This is a genomic window from Anderseniella sp. Alg231-50 (genome assembly GCF_900149695.1).
GTDB lineage: Bacteria > Pseudomonadota > Alphaproteobacteria > Rhizobiales > Aestuariivirgaceae > Anderseniella.
The window spans coordinates 457,052-480,263 of record NZ_LT703004.1; the positions used below are offsets into that span (position 1 = coordinate 457,052).

Here is a 23,212-nt window from a genome sequence, read left to right on the forward strand (position 1 = left end):
ATGAAAAATATAGCTGTTTTCTTTTCACAAGATATACTGAGTGAGTCGTTCCGGCGTGCCCCAGGCGCAATGGCCTGATGCAAGAACGACTGCTTCAGGGTGAAAGGAAACACATGCTCGAAAACCAACTGCACTGCCAACTGCTCGGCTGGAGTCTGACCACGGCCGAGATCACCTATCGGATGCCGGATCATCGCAATCTGCTGCAAAGCTATGTCTGGCAGGAATACGATCTCGCGCCGCGTTTTCCCCGGCTGGTGCGGTTTCTGGATTTCTGGACTGAAAACCTCGACGGCCCGTTGGCGGAAGTTCGCGTCGCACACAAAAAACTCATCGGTCCGGCCGAGTTGCGCAAGGTCGATGCGCAATGGCGGTTACACTAGACCAGCATGAGGTCAAGCAACCTAATTTGCTCCGGGGTCACGAGGCCCGGATGCCATCGGGTTGTCGAATTGATGTAGGCATCATCGGATGCGGGGCCAACAAGGGTGTGGAAAAGCCCGTTGCAATATGCGCTACTTCCGAAAACCGATCCGTCATGAAGGGGTATAATCCGTGACCACAATGCCTACTCCCGTTGCTCTACAGGGCCTGACGGCACCTTCAGCTACCACAAAGTGACAACCGCGCAGGCAGAGGTTTTGGGCGACCGCGTGCGTTGGCAAACCTGGGCAGGGTTTTCTGCCATGTGCGTCGGCATGTTCATGGCCATCCTGGATATCCAGATTGTGGCGACATCCCTGCCGGCGATCCGCGATGCCCTCAACATCTCTCCGGACCGGATGAGCTGGATTCAGACCGCTTATCTGATTGCCGAGGTGATCGCGATACCGCTGACCGGATTGTTGTCGCGCGCACTGTCCGGGCGGCGGCTTTTTCTGGGCGCGCTCACATTGTTCACCCTGGCCTCGATTGGCTGCGCGTTCAGCCCGGACTTTGCCACCCTCATCGTCTTCCGCATTCTGCAGGGTCTGGCCGGCGGGTGCCTGATCCCGCTGGTTTTTTCGGCTGTATTCCTGATGTTCCCCGTCCGCCAGCAGGGACTTGCCACGACGATTGCAGGTGTGTTGGCAGTGCTGGCGCCGACGCTTGGTCCCACCGTCGGCGGCTACATCACCCAGACTTACAGCTGGCCCTGGCTGTTCCTGGTCAACGTGCTGCCCGGCATTGCCTCGGTGGCCATAGCGGCGGTGTTGCTGCCCCGCGCCGCCGGCGATTTGAGGCTGCTGCGGCGCATGGACTGGATCGGGCTTGCAGCCCTCGCACTGGGCCTTGCATTGCTGGAAATTTCGCTCAAGGAAGCGCCGGAAAGGGGCTGGACCTCGCTGCTGATCCTGGGCCTGCTGGCAACGGTCATTGTATCGCTGGCAGGCTTTGTCGTCAGGTCGTTGCGCCGTGATCTGCCGATTGCAGACCTGGGCCTGTTTCGCGACCGCAACTTCGCCATTGCCTGTGCACTCAGTTTCATCTTCGGCATGGGACTGTTCGGTTCGGTTTACCTGATGCCGGTGTTTCTGGGACTGGTGCGCGGGCACGGACCGCTGGACATCGGGCTGGTGATGCTGGTGACCGGCGTCGCCCAGTTGCTCGCAGCTCCTGTCGCGGTCCAGCTGGAACAACGCGTCGATGCGCGAATTCTAACGGCGGGCGGATTCTTGTGTTTTGCAGCCGGGCTTGGCTGGAGCTTCTTCCAGACGGCAGCGACGGATTTCGACGGCATGTTCTGGCCGCAGGTGGTGCGCGGCTGCGCCATCATGTTCTGCCTGCTGCCGCCGACCCGTATCGCACTTGGCCTGCTCGCCGAGAGCAAGGTTCCCGACGGCAGCGCCCTGTTCAATCTGATGCGCAACCTTGGCGGGGCAATTGGCGTTGCCCTGATTGACACGGTGATCTGGCAACGGGTGGAGATGCATTCAAAAGACATCGGTACCAGGCTCGTAGAACTGGACCCGGACGCGGCCGCGTTTGCAGACATCTCTGTTCATGAAATTCCGTCCGTGGCGTTTGTGCCGCCGGAAAGCATCGTCGAGATGATCCGCCCGCAGGTGGAAAAGGCCGGGCTTACCCTGGCCATCAACGATGCCTGGGCGATGGTCGCCGCCCTGACGGCGATTGGCGTATTGCTCATTCCGTTTGTACGCCGCACCGACCGGGCGCCCTAGGGTCAGGCCCCATCGATATTCACCTGTAGCGCCTGATAGCGGCCTCTTCGGCGCTTATGCGGATGGTCAGCATGGCAGCATTGAGTGCCGAGAAAACCGCCGCCAGGACAGGCAGCCCCAGGATCATCGGCACGGTCAGCATTTCCGCAATCACCACCAGATAATTGGGGTGTTTGACCCAGGCAAACGGCCCCTTTGTGACCAGCGGATCACTGACCACGATGATCCGCGTTGTCCACCTGCCCCCAAGGCTGAAGATGATCCAGGCGCGCAGCAGCTGCAACACTGCAAACACTGCCAACCAGCCAATCGACACCGGCTGGCCGATACCGAAATACACCAGGGCCACCAGCCAGGACGCATGCAGGGCAATCATCAGGGGATAATGCTCGGCACCTACCTCATAGGCTCCTTTCGCCAGCAACCTCGCAGTGTTTCGGCGCGCCAGTACCAATTCGCCCAACCGCTGGATCACAAGAAAGATCAGAAGGCACAAGGCAGCAATGGAAATTGACATTCTACGCCCTTGTTATCGGCAGAAATGACGCTGTGAACCCCGGCCCGAGCGCGCACATCAGCATGTCGCCGGTGTGGTCATTGTCCAGCACCTGCTTGAGGACAAACAGCACCGTGGGAGCCGACATATTGCCGAAATTGCGCAACACCTCGCGCTCCTCGTTCAGGCTTTCGGGCTGCAGTTCCAGGCACTGTTCAATTGCCTGCAATACCTTGGTGCCGCCGGGATGGCAGACAAAGCGGTCAATTTCGCTGATGTCCTTGCCGAGCTTTGCCAGCGCGCCACTGACTGCCGAGGAGAAGTTGTCCTCGGTGAATGTGGGAATTGACTTGTCGAAAACGACGCCAAGGCTGTCCTCGTCGACTTCCCAACCCATGATGGACAATGTGTCCGGCCACATCTTCTGAGACCCCCTGCCGATGACAATCCTGTTGCCGTTGTGGAGGTTGTGACCCTTTCGACCATTGTGTCCGTTGACACCGTTGTGTCCGTTGGCACCGTTGTGTCCGTTGGCACCGTTGTGACCGTTGGCTCCGTTCAGGCTGTCGTGGCCATTGTGGCCGTTATGTCCATTGTGACCATTGCGACGGGGTTTTTCGCTGGTGACGCACACCGCTGCAGCGCCGTCGCCGAAAATGGCCGAGCCGATAATGTCCGCCTTGCGCGGAATGCCCGCACAAAACGATACTGTGCAGGCTTCAACCGCCACCAGCAGAACCTTTGTACCTTCATGGGCGGCAGCAAAGTCCCGCGCGATTGCCAGGCCCGAAACACCGCCGGCACAGCCCAGCCCGAAAACCGGTATGCGCGTTACATCCTCGCGAAACCCCATCTCAAGATGGGCCCGGGCCTCCAGTGTGGGCGTCGCGATGCCGGTGGATGACACGGTAACGATCGCGTCAACCTCATCTGCGTCCCAGCCCGCATCATCCAGCGCGCCGGTGGCGGATCTGACAAAAAGCTGGGTGGCGCCTTCGAGGTACACGGAATTTCGTTCCGGCCAGGACTTGGGGGTTTCAAACCAGGACATGTCAGCCACGGCGTAGCGCGACTCAATGCCTGCATTGTCGAATGCTTTGGACATCCGCTCAAACTGGGCAAACCTGCTGCCCAGGGTCCGGCGGGCCCAATCCAAAACCAGGGTTTGCGGCAATTTGGCGTCAGGAACAACCGTGGACATACCTGCTAAAACTACGTCCAAGCGATTTCTCCGCTGTAGGAAGGATAACGGGCTGCATTTATAAGCAAAGAATACGCTGAAAATGTGCTGGGACAAGAATCACCCATCAAGCTCCATTCCCTCATCTTCAATCTCACCGAGGAGTTTATCCACCATTGTTTCATGTTCGCTAAGCCTGTCTCTCCAAACCGGACTTAGGAGCACAATCCGTTTTGCCTCACCCAAGTCGATTTCATCCATCTCCCGCAATACCACGATACAATCCGACTGGAAATACTGGTGATGGCGCAGGCATGCCAGCACGGCATCAACATCACCGCCCTGCTCTCGAAGGTGCACAGCGATACACAGCCCCAGTCTGAGCTTTTCAAGCTGTTCTTCGTTCATGTGAGCGCTATGAATTTCCACGCCTGCCATCTGCAAATCAATCGCACAAGCCGTACCTGATACGACGCACCCAGGATACACTCCGTTTTCCAGTTAAAACAACACCGACATTGACCCGCGGTCCACGCATGATCATCATCTTCGTTGCGTCGCATGAGCACCAGGAACATTACCCCCCATGGCAAAGCCAAAACGCAAAGTCATCATTACCTGTGCTGTCACAGGTGCCATTCACACCCCATCCATGTCACCACATCTGCCGGTCACGCCGGATGAGATAGCCGAAGCCGGCATCGCTGCTGCTGAAGCAGGTGCCGCCATCATCCATCTGCATGCCCGTGATCCGGAAACCGGTCGGCCCACCCAGGACCCGGCGGTGTTCGAGAAATTCCTGCCGCGCATCAAGCAGTCCAGCAAAGCGGTGATCAACATCACCACCGGCGGCAGCCCGCACATGACGGTTGAAGAGCGCATGCGTCCGGCCGCTGTGTTCAAGCCGGAAGTCGCGTCCATGAATATGGGATCGATGAACTTCGGCCTTTTTCCCATGCTCGACCGGTTTTCTGATTTTACCCATGACTGGGAAAGATCGCATCTGGAAAACTCGCGTGACCTGGTGTTCAAGAACACCTTCAGTGACATCGAGACCATCCTGCGGGTCGGTAACGACAACGGCACTCGCTTCGAGTTCGAATGCTACGATATTTCCCATCTCTACAACCTGGCGCACTTCGTCGACCGGGGGCTGGCGCGGGCACCCTTGTTCATCCAGTCGGTATTTGGTCTGCTCGGCGGCATCGGCGCACACCCGGAAGACCTCATGCACATGAAGCGCACTGCTGACCGACTGTTCGGAGACAGCTATCGCTGGTCGATCCTGGGAGCCGGACGCAACCAGATACCGCTGGCCTCCATGGGAGCGGCACAAGGTGCCAATGTGCGTGTCGGGCTGGAAGATTCCTTGTGGATCGCACCGGGCGAACTGGCGAAATCCAATGCCGACCAGGTAAGCAAGATGCGCCAGGTTCTGGAGGGCCTGTCGCTTGATGTCGCGACACCCGACGAAGCGCGGGCAATGCTCGACCTGAAAGGCGGCGACCAGGTTGGTTTCTGACAACTTCAACGGTGCGGAACAGATCAATGACTGAAACAATGGGGTTGAAACCGGGTCTGCGCGTGCTGGTGACGGCGGGCGCCGGCGGTATTGGCCGGGTCATCGCAGAGACTTTTGCGGCGGCCGGCGCGCGTTTGCATGTGTGTGATGTGTCTGATGCGGCACTGGCCGACTGCAACAGCAATTTTCCTGACTGGGGCATCACACATTGCGACGTTTCCGACGAAGAACAGGTCGCAACGCTGTTTGAAGATGTCAATGCTCACCTGGGTGGACTGGACGTGCTGATCAACAATGCCGGCATTGCTGGGCCCACCGGCGGCATCGACGAACTCGACACACAAGCGTGGCGCAACACCATCGACGTGAACCTGAACGGCCAGTTCTACTGTGCGCGGCTTGCCGTGCCATTGCTCAAACAGTCATCCAATGCTTCGATTATCGGCATCTCCTCGGTGGCAGGCAGGCTCGGATATGCCTGGCGCACGCCATATGCTGCAAGCAAATGGGCCATCATCGGCCTGATCAAGAGTCTGGCCATCGAACTGGGGCCCGACGGCATCCGGGTCAACGCCTTGCTGCCCGGCATCGTCGAGGGACCACGCATTGAAAAGGTGATTGCCGCGCGCGCGGAGACAACCGGTGTGTCCTATGAGGATATGGAGCACGAATACATCAACAAGGTATCCCTGCGCCGCATGGTCACCGCGCAGGATATCGCCAACCAGGCGATGTACCTGTGCTCATCTTTAGGAGCCAACATCTCCGGCCAGGCCATCAGCATCTGCGGCAATGTCGAGGTGCTTTGAGCGTTGGTTTGACACTGATCAAGGCGGTTTGACGATTTATGCATTATCGTTTCAAAAATGCAGACAGAAACCAGTTTTCACTCCCCCGCCAGCCTGGCAGCAAGTATTTTGTTGCTGGCGCTTACCTGTTCGCCCGCTCACAGCCAATCCTACGGAGATGCCGCAAAGGGCAAGGCGTTTGTACAAAGCAATTGTGCCCGCTGCCATGCGGTCGGGCTGAACGACGACAGCCATATGCCTGAGGCACCTGCTTTTCGCACACTGCACAATCGCTATCCCATCGACAGCCTGGCTGAAGCCTTCGCGGAAGGGATTGTTACCGGCCATCCGGCAATGCCGCAGTTCGAACTCAGCATCGACACTATCAACGACATGCTTGCCTATATGAAAGGTCTGGCCGGGCCGGGAGACTGACCCCCGGTAGATCCGCACTTGCTCTACTGCCTGCTGACAGCAGGTTGTCAGCAGCAGGTTGCTAGCATGCCTGCCGGTACAGCGAGACAGCAAACGGAAGCAGGTAACATGAATGATCTCACCAGCTACAACGCACGGTCCGGTAAACTGATTCCGGTCTGGACACTGGAGGTTCAAACACTGCCGCAAGATACGGACAGGATCCTGGACGCGGTCATGCAGGTGCACCCGCTGAGTTTCGGGCGCTATCAGCGAAACGCCAGCATTTCAGGCGTCGGCGCGGAAACCGCCCGGCCCGAAGCCGGATCAACAACGACAACCCATGTCGACGGCTTCGAAGCCGGGGCAACCGAAACCTACCCGGTAGTTGAGTTGAAGATTTCCATAGAGCGCGACCTTGCTGTTCTGGAGAAGGTGATGGACGCCATCCTGCATGTCCACCACTATGAAGAACCTGTCATTTTCGTTCGCGAAGACTGGGCAAGCCGGGCAAATTACAACGTGGACAGCGACAATCCCAACCGCTGGTGGAACAACGGACGCGGATTGCCCGACAGGATCGGGTGACACCTGGTTCATGCCCCAGACCGGCAATATCGCATCTCAACGCGGGAAGTGCATCTCATTGCAAGGACATTTGCAGATGTATTCAGACATGCGCTCATCGAGCAACACGGTGTGCTGCGCCGCTTCGATCATTTGCTTCGTGGTATTCGCAAGTGCCGGGGCGGAAGCGCAAGACAAAGCCCAGGCAATTGATTGCCTCAGTCCGTCGCAGGTTGTGGCTGCCGGTGAGGCGTACGAAGCTTATTGCGCGCGGTGCCACAAGCCGGAGAACCTCGCCCGCAAGTGGTTTTCCCTTCGAGGTACCGGCGAGGACGCGGTAAACGCGCTGGCCGTGTTTCTGGACAGCCACGGCAGCTGTCCGCACAACCACCACGAAGTGCTGGCCAGATGGCTGGCTGAAAAAGCCGACGGCAACTAGGTGGTCCGGCCGCAGGCCTGAAGCATGTGCGGGCGGCGCTACCGAAAACGGCGCGGTCGCCACCGCCACTACCAACGCGGCTATTGGTATGCTGTTCCGTGGTGGACCATACCGCTGTATGCGGCACCGCGCAGGTATGGCCGCTGCGAACGCTGGCATCGCCGCTGTCGTGTCAGATGGGGTCGGGGCCGCGACTACCGAGGCTGCATACGGCACCACGGCTGCTGGTAAACTGCCAATCCGACAAGACACTGAGCCAGGTCACATGCGGAGACCTCGCGCTTTGGTCTGTATGCCACCCTGGAATGCAAGATAATTCCGGCGGCAAGTATTGTCGTGAGTTAGGACAGTCGGTACTTTTCCCACCCGCACAAGAAGGAGCCCGCCATGAAAGACGTTCGCATTGCCTCGCCGATGTTCCTGGATCGCCGTTCCGACGCGGTTGCCGCGATGAGCCGGCCCGGCGACCGGGTGATCGCGGCAGGGCCTGGCAGCGGCGACCAGACGGACAGCCTTGCACCCATTCACCGGGAACTGGCAGAGACGGTCTCTGGCGTCGTCGCCGGCGGAGACAGACCCTTCGCTATTCTGGGGGATTGCTGCCAGGCGATACCAGTGATGGCGGGGCTTGAACGCACCGGCCTGCACCCCACCCTGGTCTGGCTGGATTCCCACGGTGATTTCAACACGTGGGGCACAACACCATCCGGTTTCCTCGGCGGCATGCCGCTTGCCATGCTCACAGGACGCGGCGACCAGCGCATGATGCAGGCGGTGGAGCTTTCACCCATTGACGACAGCCGTGTGGTGTTGTGCGACGGACGTGATCTCGACCCCGGTGAGCGCACATTGGTGGAGGGTTCGGGAATCGTTTTCATTGACAGCCTTGATGACCTTGATCCGGGCGCGTTGCCGCAAGGTCCGCTCTATGTGCATTTCGACAGCGATATCATCGACGCGAACGAAGCGCCGGCATTTCTGTACCCGGCTAAAGGCGGGCCGTCGGCAGAAGCGATGCGGCATGCGCTGGAGCAGTTGCTGGCGACCGGCCGAGTGGGGGCAATCTCGACAACTGTGGGCTGGGATGTTGCCAGGGACAGCGACGGCGTGACCCGCAACGCGGTGGATCATGCTCTGAAAGGATTGCAGCCGGGATAAGGACCACGCGCCAGATCGCCTGCTGTGAAATCTATGCTGCTGGTGCGGGGGCCAGGTCCTCGCCACCTTGTCGACCATACATGATGACCCAGGTCCCGAAGTCATCGGTGAAACTTTCGAAGCGATGAACAGCTCCTGCCGGAGCAAAAATGGCATCGCCAGGACCGAATGCAACACGTTCCATGGCCTCTTCAATTTCACCGATAGCGAACAGTCCCGATCCGCGCATCACGACATAGATCTCATCCTGGTCATGCGGTGGTTGTCGATCCTGACCACGCGGCTCGTAGAAATAGAGCTTCAACGTCTCATGCTCGCGCAGAAGAGCGGCCGGCAGGCCCAGCGGTGCAGTGTCTGTCTCGACAGCTCGGCGCAAGGCGTTTCGGGCGTGGCCAAGCGGCGTTACGCAGTTTGAGTGCAGGGTTTTCCTTTCGCCTGTAACTGAAGTGCTGGTCATGGTTTCAACTCCTCGATAGATGGCTTTTTACACCACGCTATATTCCGCGGGGGTGTTTGTTTGCAGTTGACGCATCAGGCTGTGTGGCATGTTCAGTTATGTCAGGAGATTGTCCGGCCAACACGTCGGCGAATTCGTGATTTCGGTCTCTGTGGCCCGCCTCATCGGCGCGTACGGCCACAACAACGTCGCGAAGCCGTGCGTCGTCCGGCAGCTGCCAGTAATCAATTGCGATCTGCGGGGCGGGAACGTTCGGGTGACGCTTGGCGTCGATCTCCTCGAGATAGCCGGTGTAGCTTGTCACCGCCTCCTCTTCCAGATAACCGACGACGCGATGTGCCGTTTTCGGGAAGAACAGGTAAAGGAAAAAATACAGATTATAGAAGGCCGCCTGCGCCACCATTATCAGCAAACGCTCCAGCATGGTTGGCTTGGCGATTTCCACGAATGTCATCAGGTGCATGCGCTCGTTTTCCGCTTCGTCCAGCAATTCGCGTATCCAGCCCTGATCATCTCGAATATGGCGCAACGCTTTGAGGTGTTGCAGCAGCCCGCCAACCATGCCCGGCACAGCAGCTACTGTTTCGAGCACTACAGCGCGATGGCCGTAGCGTCTGGCAAAAAACAGATCGGCGAAGAAGCGAAGAAACTTGACCAGGCCAGATGCAAAAAGGTCGCTTGTTCCACGTGGTTTGTGATGGCTGTGGAGTGGTGCCTGTTGTTTGATCAAGACGTATCTCCTTTTCAGGTTATGGCCGGTTCGATGAAACGTGCCGTTGAAGATCGCGAACTGTTCATTCCTGCACGATCGCAGGCAGCAACTGGGCCTCAGCATCCGAATGCACAGCTTGGTTATCCGGGGACCTCAGCGGGCATGAGCGCTCTGGTTTTCATAATAATTCATATCAAATGTATATTATTCAATCGTAAAAACAATATTTCAAATGAATCTTTTATGCGCCCAAACGTCACAGCCGCACCTAACAGTCTGCATGGTCCGATGCGCTTCAATCGATGTTCTGGCCGGTGCACCAGAACTCCACTGCACCGTCGGGAAGGCGGTTCAGGACGTTGTCCAGGTCGTGTTTGTCGATTGAGGACCGCCGTAGCGCCGCGGCCACATCGGCAATGGCGCTGTCGGGCGCAAGGTTGTGGTCGCGCCGGATAGATTTGACTTCCGTTTGAAGTACACTGCGGTCCGGGAAGCCGGACGGACTGGCATTGACGTCAGGTTGCCAGCCCTCCACGAAGATGGCCCGAACCACCGGCGGAAGGATGCCTGCAAATGCCAAAGCCTGGTTGACAGACAGGTGACTGCGAAACACATGCAGCACGGCGCGCAGCGTATGATAGGCCTGATGATGGGTTTGCAGCATGCAGGTGTCACGCACGTCCTGCATGAACGCTTCAAATTCCTTCGACGCATTCCAGTACTCCGCAGGCATGGGCATTTGTGCGTGTCCTCAACCGACAAACTTGGCTGAGAGCGTAACTCCTGCAAACGGCAATTGTGGGTCAGTTTAACAGTATCCCGTCGGCTTTTTCAGTGCGGCCGAGCCCCTGCCCGCAAAAACTCCTAGCCCAGGCCCGGCAGGATGGCCTTGATGCCGTCCAATATCATTTCCACGGATATTGCCAGAAGGATCATCCCCATCAGCCTGGTCATGATCACGCGCATCGTGGTACTCAGCACCTGGCCGAAAAATGACGCGAAGTAGAGTACCAGGAACAACAGCACGAGTATGACAGCGAGAACCAGGCCGATGGACAACAGCTGCCCGGTTCCTGATGCATGGCCGGTGTAGATGATGATGGTGGCGATTGTACCGGGGCCGACCACCATCGGGAAGGTCATTGGATAAAACGCCATCCCGCTGAGTTCCGACATCTGCTCCTGTTCACTGCCGGAACCATGGTGCGAGGCTGCCGTCGAGCCTTGCAGCATCGACCAGGAAATACTGGCCAGCACGATGCCACCCGCAACCCTGAACTCATCCACCGTAATACCAAAAAAGTCGATGATCTTTTGCCCGAGCACAAGCAGAACAGCACACATTACAAAGGCGAACAAGGCGACCTTGATCGCCAGGCGACGCTGATCCGGCACGGACATGCCGCTTGTCATGGCCAGGAAAATAGGAAGATTGATGAACGGATTCATGATGGCGAAGAAGGCGCCGAAAGCCTTGATTATGACGACTTGATCCACGAGCCTCTCCCTGCTTCTTCAGATGCTGTCGCATGCAGGATGAACAACATTCAGCAGCTGACAGGCCGGACCAACATAGATCAGGATGATTTTTGGTTGAAGCCGCCGGAACCATAAATCTTTAGGCCTGAAAACCCGGCAATATCCGATTGCCGGGACATACAGGTTCAACACAGCCAATGCCCCCGACCGATGTTGGGTCGAGGGCACCGGATTGTTGTTTGCCCGGCAAACAGCCGGTGGTCCGGTTACAGCCGGCGGCGGCCGACGATTACACCGTCCAGCGAGTCCACGCTCAGGCGATAGACCCGTGATCCGCGTTTGCCCTTGTAGGTGTAGGTGTTGCCCCTGCACTCGATGACGCGAACCCTGCGGTAACCTGACTTGCGCACAATGCGCTTGCCGGTACGGCAGGAAATGCGGTCATCGTCGTAATAGCGCTGCGGGCCCGGATTGATGACAATGCCGAAGCCACCGCCACCCCAGCCGCCCCAGCCGCCGCCATTGCCGCCGCCACCGCCGCCTCCGCCGCCACCGGGAGCGAAACCGCCAGGGCCGGGAGGAATGCCGCCACCTCCACCGCCGCCGCCGCCGCCGCCGCCTCCGCCGCCTTGCTTAAAGCCCGGACCGGCAAGAGCCGAAGGGGCTGTTGGAGCAAAGGCCGCCAGAACAGCGACGGACAAAGCAATCGTCATGATTTTTTTGGTCATCTTCGAGTTTCCTTCCTTGGCAGGACCGCCCATAAACCTGCCGGGTTTGCGCGATAGACGCGTCAAATCCGGGATTGAAAACACCTGAATTTCACGCGCGCGATGTATCGCGACCGTTGGAGATGACCTTATCCAGGACCGTACAAGGACGATGTGTGATTTATCACAAGCCGGTGATCTGTGCGTGAATTACCGTGCAAATCCGCAGCGGCCCTGATCAAAAAAGGGCCAGTTTTCCGTCAGTTTTTCCGGTATTCTTCAGGGATGAAGAACAGATGATCCTGCTGTTCAACTGCCAGGTGACAGGAAATGCAGAACTTTACCCGCTCCGTTCCTTCACCATTTGTTGTACCGAAAAGACTGCCGTCAGGCATGATCATTGTATAGCGCCAGTCACCGCTGACATAATTGAAGCCGTCCGGCATCTTTTCCATCAGGAACAATGCCCCAGGCATGGCCTTCCCTTCCTTGCTCACCGTCATGCTGTCTTTGGCAAGTATCGAACCGACGGGCAGTTTTCCGGCCTGTTCATAGCGCCCGTAGGCATGGGATGCGGGATTCCCGTAATTATTGAGATAGCGGTTTCCGTGCGACACGCTCCGGTACGGTGCCCGATTGTAACGCTTCCATGTCTGGTAATCCGCAGCTCCCGACTGACCGGACAGCCCATAACGGGTCGCCATATCCGACCTGATCGCGTCATAAAGACGCTCGGCATCTTCTCCGCTCAGACGAGCCGGGTTTTTCAGCCGGAAATGCCGGCGCGGTCCGCTTGGGTCTTCCGGCTGCTTGACCGGGCCGGTCTGAACCGGCCTGTCTCCGTCTTCCAGGTCCCGTTCCGTCTCCTGCGCCACGGCAGCCAACCCGAAAGCGGCAGCAACAAATGCTGTCAGCGCAAATGCCGCCAGGTGTTTTGCGTGGGTCGCTCCCGTCGAGAAGGAATATCGGGAACGTTGACTTTGCACTAGATGCATCCGGTCCACGTCATGGTCTCCTGATATCTGGAAACCATTGTGGGGGCCGGCAAACCTTCAGGGGAAATCAATCCACGTCACGTCCAGGTGATTGCCATGTGAAGTCTGCTCAGGCTTGCTCAAACGCAGCCGTTCACACAAGCCCACCAATCGATTGGCACGCTTTTGAGTGAACCAGCATAAATTCAGGCGACTTTCGACACCTTGGCTGCCTTCTTGTCAGTCCTGGTTGGATAGAGTTTCGCCAGCATATCAAGGGACACCCTCATATTAAAGATGAAGTCGTCTCGGGTGGTCCAGACCAGCCATTCCTCAAACGTTTCTGATGCAGCACGGTCCCACCAATGGAGACCACCCTGCTCCAGATGCATGAACCCTTCACGTGCCGCCAGACCCTTGCAGGCGGCGAGAGGCTCCATGATCCCAAACACCACATTTGGCGACCATTTCGCAATCGCCATCGCGAACATCAAGCGTGGCATGACTGCGGTCAGGCAGCTGCCCCGATATGACCTGTCGATCCATAGTTCACCATAATAGCATAGGTTCCCCGACAATCTGGCGGCCCGATCAGTCAGATGTATCTGTGACTTGGCAATATCGAGCTTGTCACCCTTTGGCCTGTAGTCAGCCAGTTTGTTCTCGAAATGATCGAGAAAGCCGGACTTGCCAACCGGAACCAGTTTGATTGCCTGCGTCAGTACAATCTCACCTGACTCATTTCGTCCGATAAGCCAGAATCCGTTTGAGGACGAAATATCAGACTCTTCCGGATCGAAAATGGGGGAAATCGCATGCCGGCCAGGCTGCAGCTTGGGTATTGAACAAAAGAAGTCAAAATCCGATCCGACCTCAATGGTGATACCCAGTTCTGAAACTATGCTTTCAGCCCCGGCGATATACTTGGCAATCGACTTTGTGTCTCTAGTACGCACAATCGATTCCGTCTCCAACTGGACACTACTACTTGGATAAAAGGTGTGATTCGGGTGGTTCATGTCAACAATCCATGTTCAGGCCGTCCTGATCACAGCTTATAGCATGGCCGGGTCCATCGCAGGATAGTCATCAAGATTTACATTAACGATCTGAACCTCACTTGTTCTGTCAACCAGGGTTACGAGGGCATAATCACCGTTGGGAAACATGCACCTAAGGATGAGCCGCTGGTAGGTGATCGGTTCAGGCACACCGCCATGGGTCCTGGCTATCTTAGTATAGACGTGATCGATGCGGAGACCGCCGCTGCGCAGGATGCTGTCATATGACTGGCTGACATACTGGTCGGCGTCGCTGGCCATGGGGTCATCAGAAAGCGGCTTGCCGATCGCGCTTTTTGCCCATGACCAGCCCAACCAGGTTGCGTAGGAAGATTTCTCACCAATACTGACGCACAGCCATTCGCGGTGGTGCCGACGATATGCAAGGAGATAATCCCTGACTGCATCAAATTCGGGGGCTTCAAGCTGCGCCTTGGATTCAACCCAGCAAAGCAACCCCTTCTGTATCAGTGGTGTTCCGCTTGCCCAGATCGTATCGATGGAATGCTGCTGCGAGTAATAAGGAACCTCTGCATCGCTATCATACAGAACCGCGGTCAGGCCATCCACTACCCTGACTTCCTTGCGCATCCAGGCATCGTCAAGCAGCAGTATCTGTTCCGCTTCGACCAGCGCCAGGGCCCCTGCCCTGGTCAGCACATACTGGCGGTCAACAAATGCAAGCAGCTTTTCTCCCCTCAGAGACTGCAGCATTTCAATATGGCGCCGTACGGTTTGCCTGGTCGAGCCGAGGTGGTTGACAGCGTGTGTGAGGTTGAGAAACTTCGCAAGCGTCACGAACGAGCGCAACATTTCGTGCATAATGTTTGGCGGGCGCTGCGCTTTAGGCGGTTTCTTGTTCATGTCACGTTTCATGTTAGTGTAGCGACCCGGCCAGGCATTCAACGGCCATGCATCGACTGCATCTGTCACCTCTTTGGTAAATGAATTTACCATTGATGGGTGATCAATGCACCAACAATATGTCTCGTTTGTTCCATAGACGTTTGAATATCATCAATTGATATCTGCCGCTGCGTAACCGAACATGCCATGCATGTCACGTTTGAATTTCATGGAAGAGCAGGAACTGGCGGTCCAGGCAGTTGCCCACGAGCTTGCGCAACTTGAGCGATTGGTCCTGAGAGGTGAACCGATCACGGCGGAAAACGCCGTGCTTCTCGATCGCTGCATTGAAGACGCGGTGCGAATTCAACAAACCATCAGCAAACAGGCCGCCAGCCGTCCGTTGCGGAACTGGCTGCAGAAAGCCGACAGACGACCTGCAGCATCAGGCAGGAGACTCAGGTCGGAACTGGTCAAGAGAGCCTCATAGTCCAAGCAATCAAGCAGAAAATCAAAAGAGACCCTGGGCATACGGCGTTCATCCGGGACAGCAATGGTTAGGGAAAAATGACCGTAATTGGGGTACGCCGACGGACCAAAAAAAAGCGCAGGCTGGTTGAGATAATCGAGCATGCGCGCCGGCGGGACGCGATTTTTCCGGAACTGGAGGAGAACGACGAGCAGTTTCTGCGACTGATCATGTTGATCTGGGTGATTGGCGCGAGCGGTACAATCAGCATGCAGAAGCGCCGGCATCTTGCATCGATGTTCAGGCCAGACCTGAACCTTCGCGCTGATGACCTGAGGTTTGTCTCGCACAGGCTCGAAAGCTTTGGAATTTCCGACGGTCAGGTCAAATGGCTATGCGAATTCCTGATCAGCAGTTTCGCTCATGAATTGAGAACCAGGCTAGTAGAACAGCTCAATGTTATTGCTGCAGACGCCGGGACCGTAACCGTGGCCAGGCAGAAAAAAATCCTCCGGTACCTGGACCAGGCCGGTTGAGAATTTGTTACCGGTGCGCTGCCTGAACACGGAACCGGACGGCGCTGCGCGCCGGACAGTCGGACGAACATGACGACTTCCCGCATTCGGATTTTTCGACCTGTGCACTGTGAAGCGCAGTTTCCAGTTCGTACGGGCAAACAGAATGTGCACCACAACAGTGCTTGAACAATTCGATCTGGTCATGGCTGCAAACGCCACCTGCATCCGGCGTGGGGCCGGAACCAGCTGCTGCGCGAGAACTCGTCAACCGGGGTAAAAAACCCTCCGCAGACAGCGCAGCAGTGATGTTGCGGGAGATACAGGTATATCGGACGGGACCAGCAGCTGCATGTCATCGTTTCCGGAAGAATTCCAGTTGAAACTCGACCGGCCCGATAACGCGCACATGGTGCGGCACTTCCGGCTCGATCAGGGCATGCTGACCGGCAGAGACCACCAGAGGGTCACCCGGCATTGCCTCAAGGACATATTCGATTGAGCCGTGCGAGACGACAGCCCTGGCCCAGACACCTGCCTTGGTCCTGTGGTCTTTCTGCAGGGCAAGAGGCACAGAATCCTGATCGAAAACCGGAGATTGACTGTACTTGACCAGGCCCTCAGGCAGCGAGGCATCCATTGATCCCTAATCCTTCAACTTGAAGATTGACTGGAGCGAGCCAGGCAACCCGCGACGTTTCAGACGAAAAATGCCAGCGCGATCCAAAGGGCGATAGCACCCCAAAAACTGCTGTTAATGAACGACCGGAAAATGCCGCTGTCTTCCTCGACACTGATACCCATGCACCCCAGAACGAAAGTACCCGGCAGCAAAAATCCATATGCGAGCGCTTTTAGAATAGCCATGATGTTGTCCTTTCAACAATGAGACACCTGCAGTCCGGCATCCGTCACATCGCCATCCGGGCCAGCGTGACGGCAAACGGAATGGCGGTGAGGAGAGATCGGCATCGGAGAATTCCATAATACATTCATTTAATTTATATGTTTTATGTAACAAGGAAATTTGCTATTTGCAACATGCGATTTGAATGTTTTCGGAGAAACCATGCGCCTGAACCAAGCAAGCGATTTCGCCCTAAGGGTACTGATGTTGCTGGCCAATGAGAAAGAGCCAATCACGGTGGAGGAAATCGCCCAGCGATTGCAACTGGTTAAATCTCACGTGATGAAAATCGTCGCCAAGCTGGTGAAGGCCGGAATTCTGGAATCACACCGCGGCCGGACCGGCGGTATAAGCCTCGGAAAACCGCCAGCCCAGATCATGGTCGGTGATGTCGTCCGGGAGATTGAAGCCGATCTGGCAATTGTCGAATGCATGCTCGACAAGGAATGCGGTTGCGTGTTTTCTCCAAGATGCAAGCTGAAAGGCGTCATGGCTGATGCCAGATCCGCATTCCTCGACGTACTCGACACCCGATCGCTGCAATCGATTGTGATGCAGCCGTAACATCTGAACCCGGCCGGCCAAACGTCACCGGTCAGGCGGATCAGCCGCGATGGTGCCAACCACCAACATCACATGGACCTGAAGGCACAACCCCTTGTTGCAGGGGGGTCGTAGGTGCACAGTGTCATTCGCGGGATGATCGGCAGTTGCTGGGGGGCAGTTTCAAGGGAAGACCATGGTCTTTCTTTTCGTTCTGGCATGGCTGGAAGACCGCTCCTGTTGACCGGGCAAGAGGAGGGAATGGTATTGGCGGAGCTTGTCTTCACATTTGAGATGGGCGTGGTGGCGGCAACGCTGGCTTTCACTATTTTCCTGTTTGTTTCCGAGATCATACGCATCGACCTGGCCGCCATCCTGATCCTGGTTCTGCTGGGACTTTTGAGTTACGTGCCCGGCCTGGACAATCTCGCCGACCCGACCAGGCTGTTTGACGGCTTTGCGTCAAACGCGGTTATCTCGATCATCGCGGTGATGATTGTAGGTGCCGGCCTCGACAAGACCGGCATCATGAACAAGGTCGCCGCCACAATCCTGAAACGCGGCGGCACCACCGAAGCACGGGTCTTGCCCATTGTATCGGGCACCGTTGGAGTGATTTCCAGCTTTCTGCAGAATGTAGGGGCCGCGGCGCTGTTCCTTCCGGTCGTCAGCCGTATCTCCGCCCGGACCGGCATTGCGCCGGGCCGGCTGCTGATGCCGATGGGGTTTTGCGCCATCCTCGGCGGCACCATGACAATGGTCGGATCGTCGCCCTTGATCCTGCTCAACGACCTGATCCAAACGGCCAACGCCAACCTGCCTGCAACCCAGAAGATGCAACCGTTCGGGCTGTTTTCGGTAACACCCATCGGCCTTGCCCTGATCGTGACCGGCATTGCCTATTTCCTGCTTCTGGGGCGCTGGGTGCTGCCCGGTGGCCAGACCAAGATGAATGTGTCCGCAGGCCAGGGCACGTCGGATTATCTGGAACGGGTATATGGCCTACAGGCTGACGTGTTCGAGGTCGATGTGCCAGCCAACAGCCCGCTGGTCGGACAACAACTGGCCGACATCAACCTCAACAACAACCTTTACATCATCAGCACCTACCTCAAGGGCAAGGTATCGATGGTACAGGTTCTAACGGCAGAGATCGAAGCACCGTGCCGTCTGGCAATCATCGGAAAAAGATCCGTCGTTGCCAGGTTCGCCGACAAGAACAACCTGCGGATGCGGCCGGAACTGGATGTGTTCAGCGAGGAATTTGCGCTGACAAATGCAGGCATTGCGGAAGTCGTGGTACCGCCGGGATCAGGCGTTATCGGCAAATGCCCGCGCGACCTGCTGCTGCGCAAGACCACCGGCCTCAGCCTGCTGGCCATTTATCGCGGCGAGGAAATCCTGAGCCACGTGGAAACCGAAGATCACGAACCAACCGCAATCGGACTGGTGGAGTTCCAGGCCGGTGACATGCTGGTTGCACATGTCAAATGGGATATGCTGACACGGCTCAAACAGGACCGTTCGTGGGTTGTGGTCACCTCCGACTACCCACAGGAAGAATTGCGCCCGCAGAAGGTCAGTTGGGCGCTAGGGTTCTTTTTGCTTTCCCTGTCGATGATCCTGTTTACTGATGTGCGCCTGTCGCTGTGCCTGCTGACCGGCGCGGTGGGCATGCTGCTGACCAGGGTATTGAGCATCGACGAGGCCTACCACTCGGTCGGCTGGAACACGGTGTTCCTGCTGGCCAGCCTGATCCCGCTTGGCCAGGCGGTGCAGAACACCGGCACTGCTGCATGGCTCGCCCAGCAGATCCTGATCATTCTCGATGGCTGGCCGGTGTGGTCGTTGCAGGTCGGGATAGCGGTCCTGGCGACCGTGTTCTCGCTGGTGATGTCCAACGTCGGCGCCACGGTTCTGCTGGTACCGCTGGCGGTGTCAATTGCGGTTGCGGCAGGTGCCGACCCTGCCCTGTTTGCGCTGACCGTGGCGATCTCGACCTCAAACTCGTTCATCATTCCGACCCACCAGGTCAACGCCCTGATCATGGGGCCGGCCGGCTACAAAGTCATAGATTTCGTCAAGAGCGGCGGCATCATGACAATCCTGTTTCTGATCGTCTCGCTGGTCATGCTGAATGTCGTCTTCTGATCTTCCACCGACAATTCCCAAGCATAAAGCCAGTCAGGATTGTTACAGGTTCGGGAGTTCGTGCTGAAAACAAACGGCGATGCCCGGATTACAATCACTACCGGTGCAAATCCGCCATCGTCTGCCTCCAAATCCCTTGTGCCATTTACCACACCATTCGGCGTAATTGTCGGCCACGAAATCATTGAAACCGGCATTTTGGGTGCTGTCGCCTTCAATCTGCATGTTACCGTCCTGAGAAAAAATCAGGCACTGTGGCAGCAGTTCCTGTGATGCCGTTTCACGGAACTGGATTTGCGCCCGGCCATCTGAACGCGCAACAACTTCTGATACGAAAAAGCTGCCGGTGTCGTAGGGCTGTTTTTCGTTACCTTCGAAGTATATCACTTCCAGGGGAACCGGTCTGTTTGTCCCGAATTTTCTCACTATGGGAAAACTCTCGATCTTTCCGGGATATTCCAGGTCGTCGTGTACTTTCTTGTCCATTTTGCATCCACCTTCTGAACCATGTGACTTTGAACAATGAACGGGATACGCCCATACAAGACGGCGTTCCCGTCTGCAAAAGCAACTGCCCGGCGCATTGCACAAATGTCAGCGTGGTCAGGATTTCTGCCTGGTTTTGTTGCGCTCTACTCGATCTGCACGTGGAACCTCGGCAATGGAACCTGCCTGCCGGCGCAAGCCGCTGATGCTCTTCCGATCTCCAGTCTACGGATGCGGCTGTTTAAGTCGGTGGCAAAAATCACCGATTGCCTGTTCGCAGCCCACGGCACGCTCGCGCGGAGAGTTCTTGCCCCACGCGATGCTTGCAAAGTTGCAGCGAGCGGTTTTTTCAGACAGCATTGCCGGGTCGGAAAGGTTGCACCAGCACAGTCCGTGCGGCTTTCCTGATCGCGTTGATCATGTGACTGGTGGTAATGGACTTGTCGGGAGCACGCCTATGAAAATTGATGGCAACTGCCTGTGCGGCCACATCAGATACAAAGCGGTGATCGACCCGTCCATGGTGGCCATCTGCCATTGCAAGGACTGCCAGACCCATTCCGGCACTGCCTACGGCATCGTCGTGGGGGTTGTGGACCAGCAGTTCGAGCTGCTGCAGGGAAAATTGAAGACATACGAGAAAACCGCCGATAGCGGCACCATCAGGGCGCTGGCCTTCTGCCCGGAATGCGGCACGCGAATACACGCCACCACGCCCGGCGACAGTGCAAAATTTTTCGGCCTCAGGGTGGGCACCATAAACCAGCGTGACCAGCTGAAGCCGACCGTGCAGGCCTGGAACGGATCGGCACTGGACTGGGTGCATGATCTAAGCAGCATCCCGCGGAAAGACCAGCAGTCGACGTCTAAGTAACCGAGTATCTATCGATGACCCATAGCCAGGTTCCGTCACTTTGCCGCCGGGCGACTTCAGCGGTGACGCTGCCGTCGGGAAGATGGGTTGAGGTGAGCGCCAGGTCTCCGCTGATGACCGCCGGGCTCTGTTTGCCAGAAGCATATTTTTTGCCCGTTGCCGTGAACTCCACGAACAAGGCGCGGATCGCCTGCCTGCCAAGCGTCAACTGCCCCTCACCGCTGTCGAGTACAGCGTCGATCTCATACAGCGCCGCCATTCCATCGACATCCCCAACCCACTGCCGTTCTATCAGCAAGCGTTCCAGATCCTGAGGATCGCTAGCCAGTTCACAGCTTACTTTACTGGTCATCACAACACTCCTCTCACGGTGGCATCTGTAACGACCATTGTTCCAAATCTTAGCAAATGCAAATACCCAGTCATGCGGGACGGCTCATTTGCCGATATCCTGATCAGCTGCGTGGGATGTCAGGCAGGTGGCCTAAAGAAGAAGACGGTCCAGCAAAAACAACGCACCGGTCTGATGGCCGGTGCGTTGTCCGTCAAATTCGTTACCGAAGCTGCCTACTTCGTATTGCGGTCAAGGAAGCCGATCATGCGGCGGCCGATCCTGGTGCCGAATTCCTCAAGGGCAAAGTGGCCGGTATCCAGCAACTCAAACTGCAGGTTCTTCAGGTCGCGCTTGTAGGGGTGGGCACCTGCTGCCGGGAAGATGTGGTCATTCTTGCCCCACATCAACAGGGCCGGCACCTGGTGCTTGCGGAACAGGGCCTGCCATTTCGGGTATTCCGGTACGTTGGTGCCGTAATCCAGAAACAGTTCAAGCTGCACTTCCTGATTACCCTCACGGTCCAGCAGGTATTGCACGTGCCAGTAATTGTCCGGGCTGATCTGCTCGGGCTTCTGTGTGCCGTGGGTGAACTGCCATTTGGTGGCGTCCAGCTTCAGGAACCCGCGCAGCTTGTCGGCGTTTTCCGCCGACGGGTCAGCCCAGTAGGCCTTGAGCGGATCCCAGAACTCACCGAGGCCTTCTGCATACGCGTTGCCGTTCTGTATAACGAAGCCTGACACCCGTTCCGGATGCTGGGCAAACATCCGGAAGCCGACTGGTGCGCCGTAGTCCATCAGGTAGACCGCATAACGATCGACCTTCTTGATATCCAGCAGCCTGGTCATCATGCCTGCGAGGTTGGCAAACGAATACTCGAAATCTTCAGCTGCCGGCATGTCCGATGCGCCGAAGCCGGGATAATCAGGAGCGATTACATGATATTTCGCAGCCAGTTGCGGAATGAGGTTGCGAAACATGTGCGACGAGGTCGGAAAACCATGCAGAAGCAGGATGGTCGGCCGTGAGGGGTCACCGGCTTCGCGGTAAGCCACCTTGACGCCGTCTATGGTTTCAGAGCGAAACGAGACCTGCTCATGCTGGATGGTGACGACTGCATCAGCTGCAAGGGCCGGAGACGGCAGCAACACAGGCGAGGCAAATGAAAGGGCCAGCAGGCTGGCGCCGATGAGAGTTTTCAGGGAACGGGGCATTTTGGTGTCCTCCTTTCGAGGGCTGGTTGGACGAAGCATCTGTTGATGCCTGTTGGCGAATCGCTGGTCAGGAGCCTTGGCCAAGCGCGATTTTCAGGTCTCTGTTCTGCTCCTGGAGACGGGCAATCTCCTCGCGAACCGGCTGCAATTGCGCTTCCAGTTCATCAAGGGTCAGTCGTTGCGGAATGTGCTGCGGGCAGTTCCAGTCGAGCGCTTCAACGGTGATGACCACCGCGCGCTCAGACAGGCCCCGATAGCCCTCGTGCTTCAATTGCGCGATCAGCTCCGGGTCCTGCCTGGCATCAACCAGGCGCGCCCTGCCCCAGATCTTGAGGCGCCGGCGGTTGGGATAATCAACCAGGATCAGCGATACACGGTCGTTCTCGGTTAGGTTGCCGACGCTCAGATATTGCCGGTTACCACGAAAATCCGCGTAAGCAATGGTGGTATCGTCAAGCACCTTGAGGAAACCTGCAGGACCGCCCCTGAATTGCACATAGGGCCATCCGGTTTCCGATACCGTTGCCTGGAAAAAGCCGTCCATCCGGGAAACGAACTCCGCCTCGGCAGGGCCAATCCGGTCACCACGATCAGCGTCGGGATGCAGGAACTTTGCATAGCTGTCGGCTGATCCCTGGCGTTCCTGAACAGCCAGGACGGACGGGGTGAAACTGATTTCTGCAAATGCACGTGACATGATGCGCCTTTCGGTTGCCGATCATCTGATCGCTCGCGTTGATCCAGTGACTGCAAAATAAGC

General features: G+C 57.0%; 30 protein-coding genes. 13 read left to right on the top strand and 17 right to left on the bottom strand.

Annotation, left to right across the window (positions count from 1 at the left end; all coding sequences use genetic code 11):
- Positions 1-113: 113 nt before the first annotated feature.
- Positions 114-383 (top strand): usg protein, encoded by a 270-nt coding sequence (locus tag DHN55_RS14795; protein WP_108882245.1) that lies wholly within the window; start codon positions 114-116, stop codon positions 381-383.
- A gap of 303 nt (positions 384-686) precedes the next feature.
- Positions 687-2,162, top strand: a complete 1,476-nt coding sequence (locus tag DHN55_RS14800) for a DHA2 family efflux MFS transporter permease subunit (protein WP_108882535.1) — start codon at positions 687-689, stop codon at positions 2,160-2,162.
- Positions 2,163-2,181: 19 nt separating this feature from the next.
- On the opposite strand, the gene DHN55_RS14805 is transcribed toward DHN55_RS14800, so the two are convergent.
- The 3 genes from DHN55_RS14805 to DHN55_RS14815 all read right to left on the bottom strand — a co-directional run bounded on the left by DHN55_RS14805 (position 2,182) and on the right by DHN55_RS14815 (position 4,246).
- Positions 2,182-2,679, bottom strand: a complete 498-nt coding sequence (locus DHN55_RS14805; RefSeq protein WP_108882246.1) for an isoprenylcysteine carboxylmethyltransferase family protein — start codon at positions 2,677-2,679, stop codon at positions 2,182-2,184.
- A 1-nt stretch (position 2,680) separates the two neighbouring features.
- Positions 2,681-3,880 carry a type III polyketide synthase gene (locus DHN55_RS14810; RefSeq protein ID WP_337660345.1) on the bottom strand — a complete coding sequence of 400 codons (1,200 nt, stop codon included), beginning with the start codon at positions 3,878-3,880 and terminating at the stop codon, positions 2,681-2,683.
- Between the two features lie 78 nt (positions 3,881-3,958).
- On the bottom strand, positions 3,959-4,246 hold the full coding sequence (locus tag DHN55_RS14815; RefSeq protein WP_337660346.1) for a hypothetical protein: 288 nt from the start codon (positions 4,244-4,246) through the stop codon (positions 3,959-3,961).
- 178 nt (positions 4,247-4,424) lie between these two features.
- On the opposite strand from DHN55_RS14815, the gene DHN55_RS14820 reads away from it, so the two are divergent.
- The 6 genes from DHN55_RS14820 to DHN55_RS14845 all read left to right on the top strand — a co-directional run bounded on the left by DHN55_RS14820 (position 4,425) and on the right by DHN55_RS14845 (position 8,726).
- A complete protein-coding gene (locus DHN55_RS14820; RefSeq protein WP_108882249.1) occupies positions 4,425-5,360 on the top strand; it encodes a 3-keto-5-aminohexanoate cleavage protein in 936 nt (311 codons plus the stop codon).
- Positions 5,361-5,386: 26 nt separating this feature from the next.
- The gene (locus tag DHN55_RS14825; protein ID WP_108882250.1) at positions 5,387-6,169 is read left to right on the top strand and encodes a 3-oxoacyl-ACP reductase FabG; all 783 of its coding nucleotides are present in this window, start codon (positions 5,387-5,389) and stop codon (positions 6,167-6,169) included.
- Positions 6,170-6,226: 57 nt separating this feature from the next.
- On the top strand, positions 6,227-6,583 hold the full coding sequence (locus tag DHN55_RS14830) for a c-type cytochrome (protein WP_108882251.1): 357 nt from the start codon (positions 6,227-6,229) through the stop codon (positions 6,581-6,583).
- Between the two features lie 108 nt (positions 6,584-6,691).
- The gene (locus tag DHN55_RS14835) at positions 6,692-7,150 is read left to right on the top strand and encodes a hypothetical protein (RefSeq protein WP_337660347.1); all 459 of its coding nucleotides are present in this window, start codon (positions 6,692-6,694) and stop codon (positions 7,148-7,150) included.
- A gap of 76 nt (positions 7,151-7,226) precedes the next feature.
- Positions 7,227-7,568, top strand: a complete 342-nt coding sequence (locus tag DHN55_RS14840; RefSeq protein ID WP_108882252.1) for a hypothetical protein — start codon at positions 7,227-7,229, stop codon at positions 7,566-7,568.
- A gap of 387 nt (positions 7,569-7,955) precedes the next feature.
- On the top strand, positions 7,956-8,726 hold the full coding sequence (locus DHN55_RS14845; RefSeq protein ID WP_108882253.1) for an arginase family protein: 771 nt from the start codon (positions 7,956-7,958) through the stop codon (positions 8,724-8,726).
- Positions 8,727-8,757: 31 nt separating this feature from the next.
- Here the strand turns inward: DHN55_RS14845 and DHN55_RS14850 are convergent, their stop codons facing one another.
- The 8 genes from DHN55_RS14850 to DHN55_RS14885 form a co-directional block, all read right to left on the bottom strand.
- Entirely contained in the window at positions 8,758-9,183 is a 426-nt protein-coding gene (locus tag DHN55_RS14850; RefSeq protein ID WP_108882254.1) for a cupin domain-containing protein, read from the bottom strand.
- A gap of 37 nt (positions 9,184-9,220) precedes the next feature.
- Positions 9,221-9,913, bottom strand: a complete 693-nt coding sequence (locus DHN55_RS14855) for an alternative oxidase (RefSeq protein WP_337660348.1) — start codon at positions 9,911-9,913, stop codon at positions 9,221-9,223.
- 277 nt (positions 9,914-10,190) lie between these two features.
- Positions 10,191-10,634 (bottom strand): DUF2267 domain-containing protein, encoded by a 444-nt coding sequence (locus DHN55_RS14860; RefSeq protein ID WP_108882256.1) that lies wholly within the window; start codon positions 10,632-10,634, stop codon positions 10,191-10,193.
- Between the two features lie 125 nt (positions 10,635-10,759).
- Positions 10,760-11,392 (bottom strand): MarC family protein, encoded by a 633-nt coding sequence (locus tag DHN55_RS14865; protein ID WP_108882257.1) that lies wholly within the window; start codon positions 11,390-11,392, stop codon positions 10,760-10,762.
- 248 nt (positions 11,393-11,640) lie between these two features.
- Positions 11,641-12,102, bottom strand: a complete 462-nt coding sequence (locus DHN55_RS22395) for a hypothetical protein (RefSeq protein WP_337660349.1) — start codon at positions 12,100-12,102, stop codon at positions 11,641-11,643.
- A 239-nt stretch (positions 12,103-12,341) separates the two neighbouring features.
- The gene (locus tag DHN55_RS14875) at positions 12,342-13,067 is read right to left on the bottom strand and encodes a cytochrome P460 family protein (protein WP_337660350.1); all 726 of its coding nucleotides are present in this window, start codon (positions 13,065-13,067) and stop codon (positions 12,342-12,344) included.
- Between the two features lie 194 nt (positions 13,068-13,261).
- Positions 13,262-14,011, bottom strand: a complete 750-nt coding sequence (locus DHN55_RS14880) for a hypothetical protein (RefSeq protein WP_337660351.1) — start codon at positions 14,009-14,011, stop codon at positions 13,262-13,264.
- A 99-nt stretch (positions 14,012-14,110) separates the two neighbouring features.
- Entirely contained in the window at positions 14,111-14,980 is an 870-nt protein-coding gene (locus tag DHN55_RS14885) for a helix-turn-helix domain-containing protein (RefSeq protein WP_337660352.1), read from the bottom strand.
- A 193-nt stretch (positions 14,981-15,173) separates the two neighbouring features.
- Here DHN55_RS14885 and DHN55_RS14890 point away from each other — a divergent pair, with 193 nt between their 5' ends.
- Both DHN55_RS14890 and DHN55_RS14895 read left to right on the top strand, forming a co-directional pair.
- A complete protein-coding gene (locus DHN55_RS14890) occupies positions 15,174-15,452 on the top strand; it encodes a hypothetical protein (RefSeq protein ID WP_337660353.1) in 279 nt (92 codons plus the stop codon).
- A gap of 77 nt (positions 15,453-15,529) precedes the next feature.
- On the top strand, positions 15,530-15,967 hold the full coding sequence (locus tag DHN55_RS14895; RefSeq protein WP_108882263.1) for a hypothetical protein: 438 nt from the start codon (positions 15,530-15,532) through the stop codon (positions 15,965-15,967).
- A 334-nt stretch (positions 15,968-16,301) separates the two neighbouring features.
- Here the strand turns inward: DHN55_RS14895 and DHN55_RS14900 are convergent, their stop codons facing one another.
- Both DHN55_RS14900 and DHN55_RS22400 read right to left on the bottom strand, forming a co-directional pair.
- Complete coding sequence (locus DHN55_RS14900) at positions 16,302-16,586, bottom strand: DUF1971 domain-containing protein (protein WP_108882264.1); 285 nt, start codon at positions 16,584-16,586, stop codon at positions 16,302-16,304.
- Between the two features lie 59 nt (positions 16,587-16,645).
- The gene (locus DHN55_RS22400; RefSeq protein WP_337660354.1) at positions 16,646-16,813 is read right to left on the bottom strand and encodes a hypothetical protein; all 168 of its coding nucleotides are present in this window, start codon (positions 16,811-16,813) and stop codon (positions 16,646-16,648) included.
- 202 nt (positions 16,814-17,015) lie between these two features.
- Between DHN55_RS22400 and DHN55_RS14905 the strand changes: the two genes are divergently transcribed.
- Both DHN55_RS14905 and DHN55_RS14910 read left to right on the top strand, forming a co-directional pair.
- Entirely contained in the window at positions 17,016-17,417 is a 402-nt protein-coding gene (locus DHN55_RS14905) for an Rrf2 family transcriptional regulator (protein WP_108882537.1), read from the top strand.
- Positions 17,418-17,663: 246 nt separating this feature from the next.
- Positions 17,664-19,547 (top strand): SLC13 family permease, encoded by a 1,884-nt coding sequence (locus DHN55_RS14910; protein WP_337660355.1) that lies wholly within the window; start codon positions 17,664-17,666, stop codon positions 19,545-19,547.
- A 42-nt stretch (positions 19,548-19,589) separates the two neighbouring features.
- Here DHN55_RS14910 and DHN55_RS14915 read toward each other — a convergent pair whose 3' ends face one another.
- Entirely contained in the window at positions 19,590-20,033 is a 444-nt protein-coding gene (locus DHN55_RS14915) for a hypothetical protein (RefSeq protein ID WP_108882265.1), read from the bottom strand.
- A 457-nt stretch (positions 20,034-20,490) separates the two neighbouring features.
- Between DHN55_RS14915 and DHN55_RS14920 the strand changes: the two genes are divergently transcribed.
- Positions 20,491-20,907, top strand: a complete 417-nt coding sequence (locus DHN55_RS14920; protein WP_108882539.1) for a GFA family protein — start codon at positions 20,491-20,493, stop codon at positions 20,905-20,907.
- On the opposite strand, the gene DHN55_RS14925 is transcribed toward DHN55_RS14920, so the two are convergent.
- The 3 genes from DHN55_RS14925 to DHN55_RS14935 all read right to left on the bottom strand — a co-directional run bounded on the left by DHN55_RS14925 (position 20,900) and on the right by DHN55_RS14935 (position 23,149).
- Positions 20,900-21,259, bottom strand: a complete 360-nt coding sequence (locus tag DHN55_RS14925; RefSeq protein ID WP_108882266.1) for a hypothetical protein — start codon at positions 21,257-21,259, stop codon at positions 20,900-20,902. The genes DHN55_RS14920 and DHN55_RS14925 overlap by 8 nt on opposite strands.
- A gap of 215 nt (positions 21,260-21,474) precedes the next feature.
- Positions 21,475-22,452, bottom strand: coding sequence for an alpha/beta fold hydrolase (locus tag DHN55_RS14930; RefSeq protein WP_108882540.1), 978 nt, complete (start codon positions 22,450-22,452; stop codon positions 21,475-21,477).
- 67 nt (positions 22,453-22,519) lie between these two features.
- Positions 22,520-23,149: a pyridoxamine 5'-phosphate oxidase family protein gene (locus DHN55_RS14935; RefSeq protein WP_108882267.1), complete on the bottom strand. Its 630-nt coding sequence runs from the start codon at positions 23,147-23,149 to the stop codon at positions 22,520-22,522.
- Positions 23,150-23,212 lie beyond the last annotated feature (63 nt).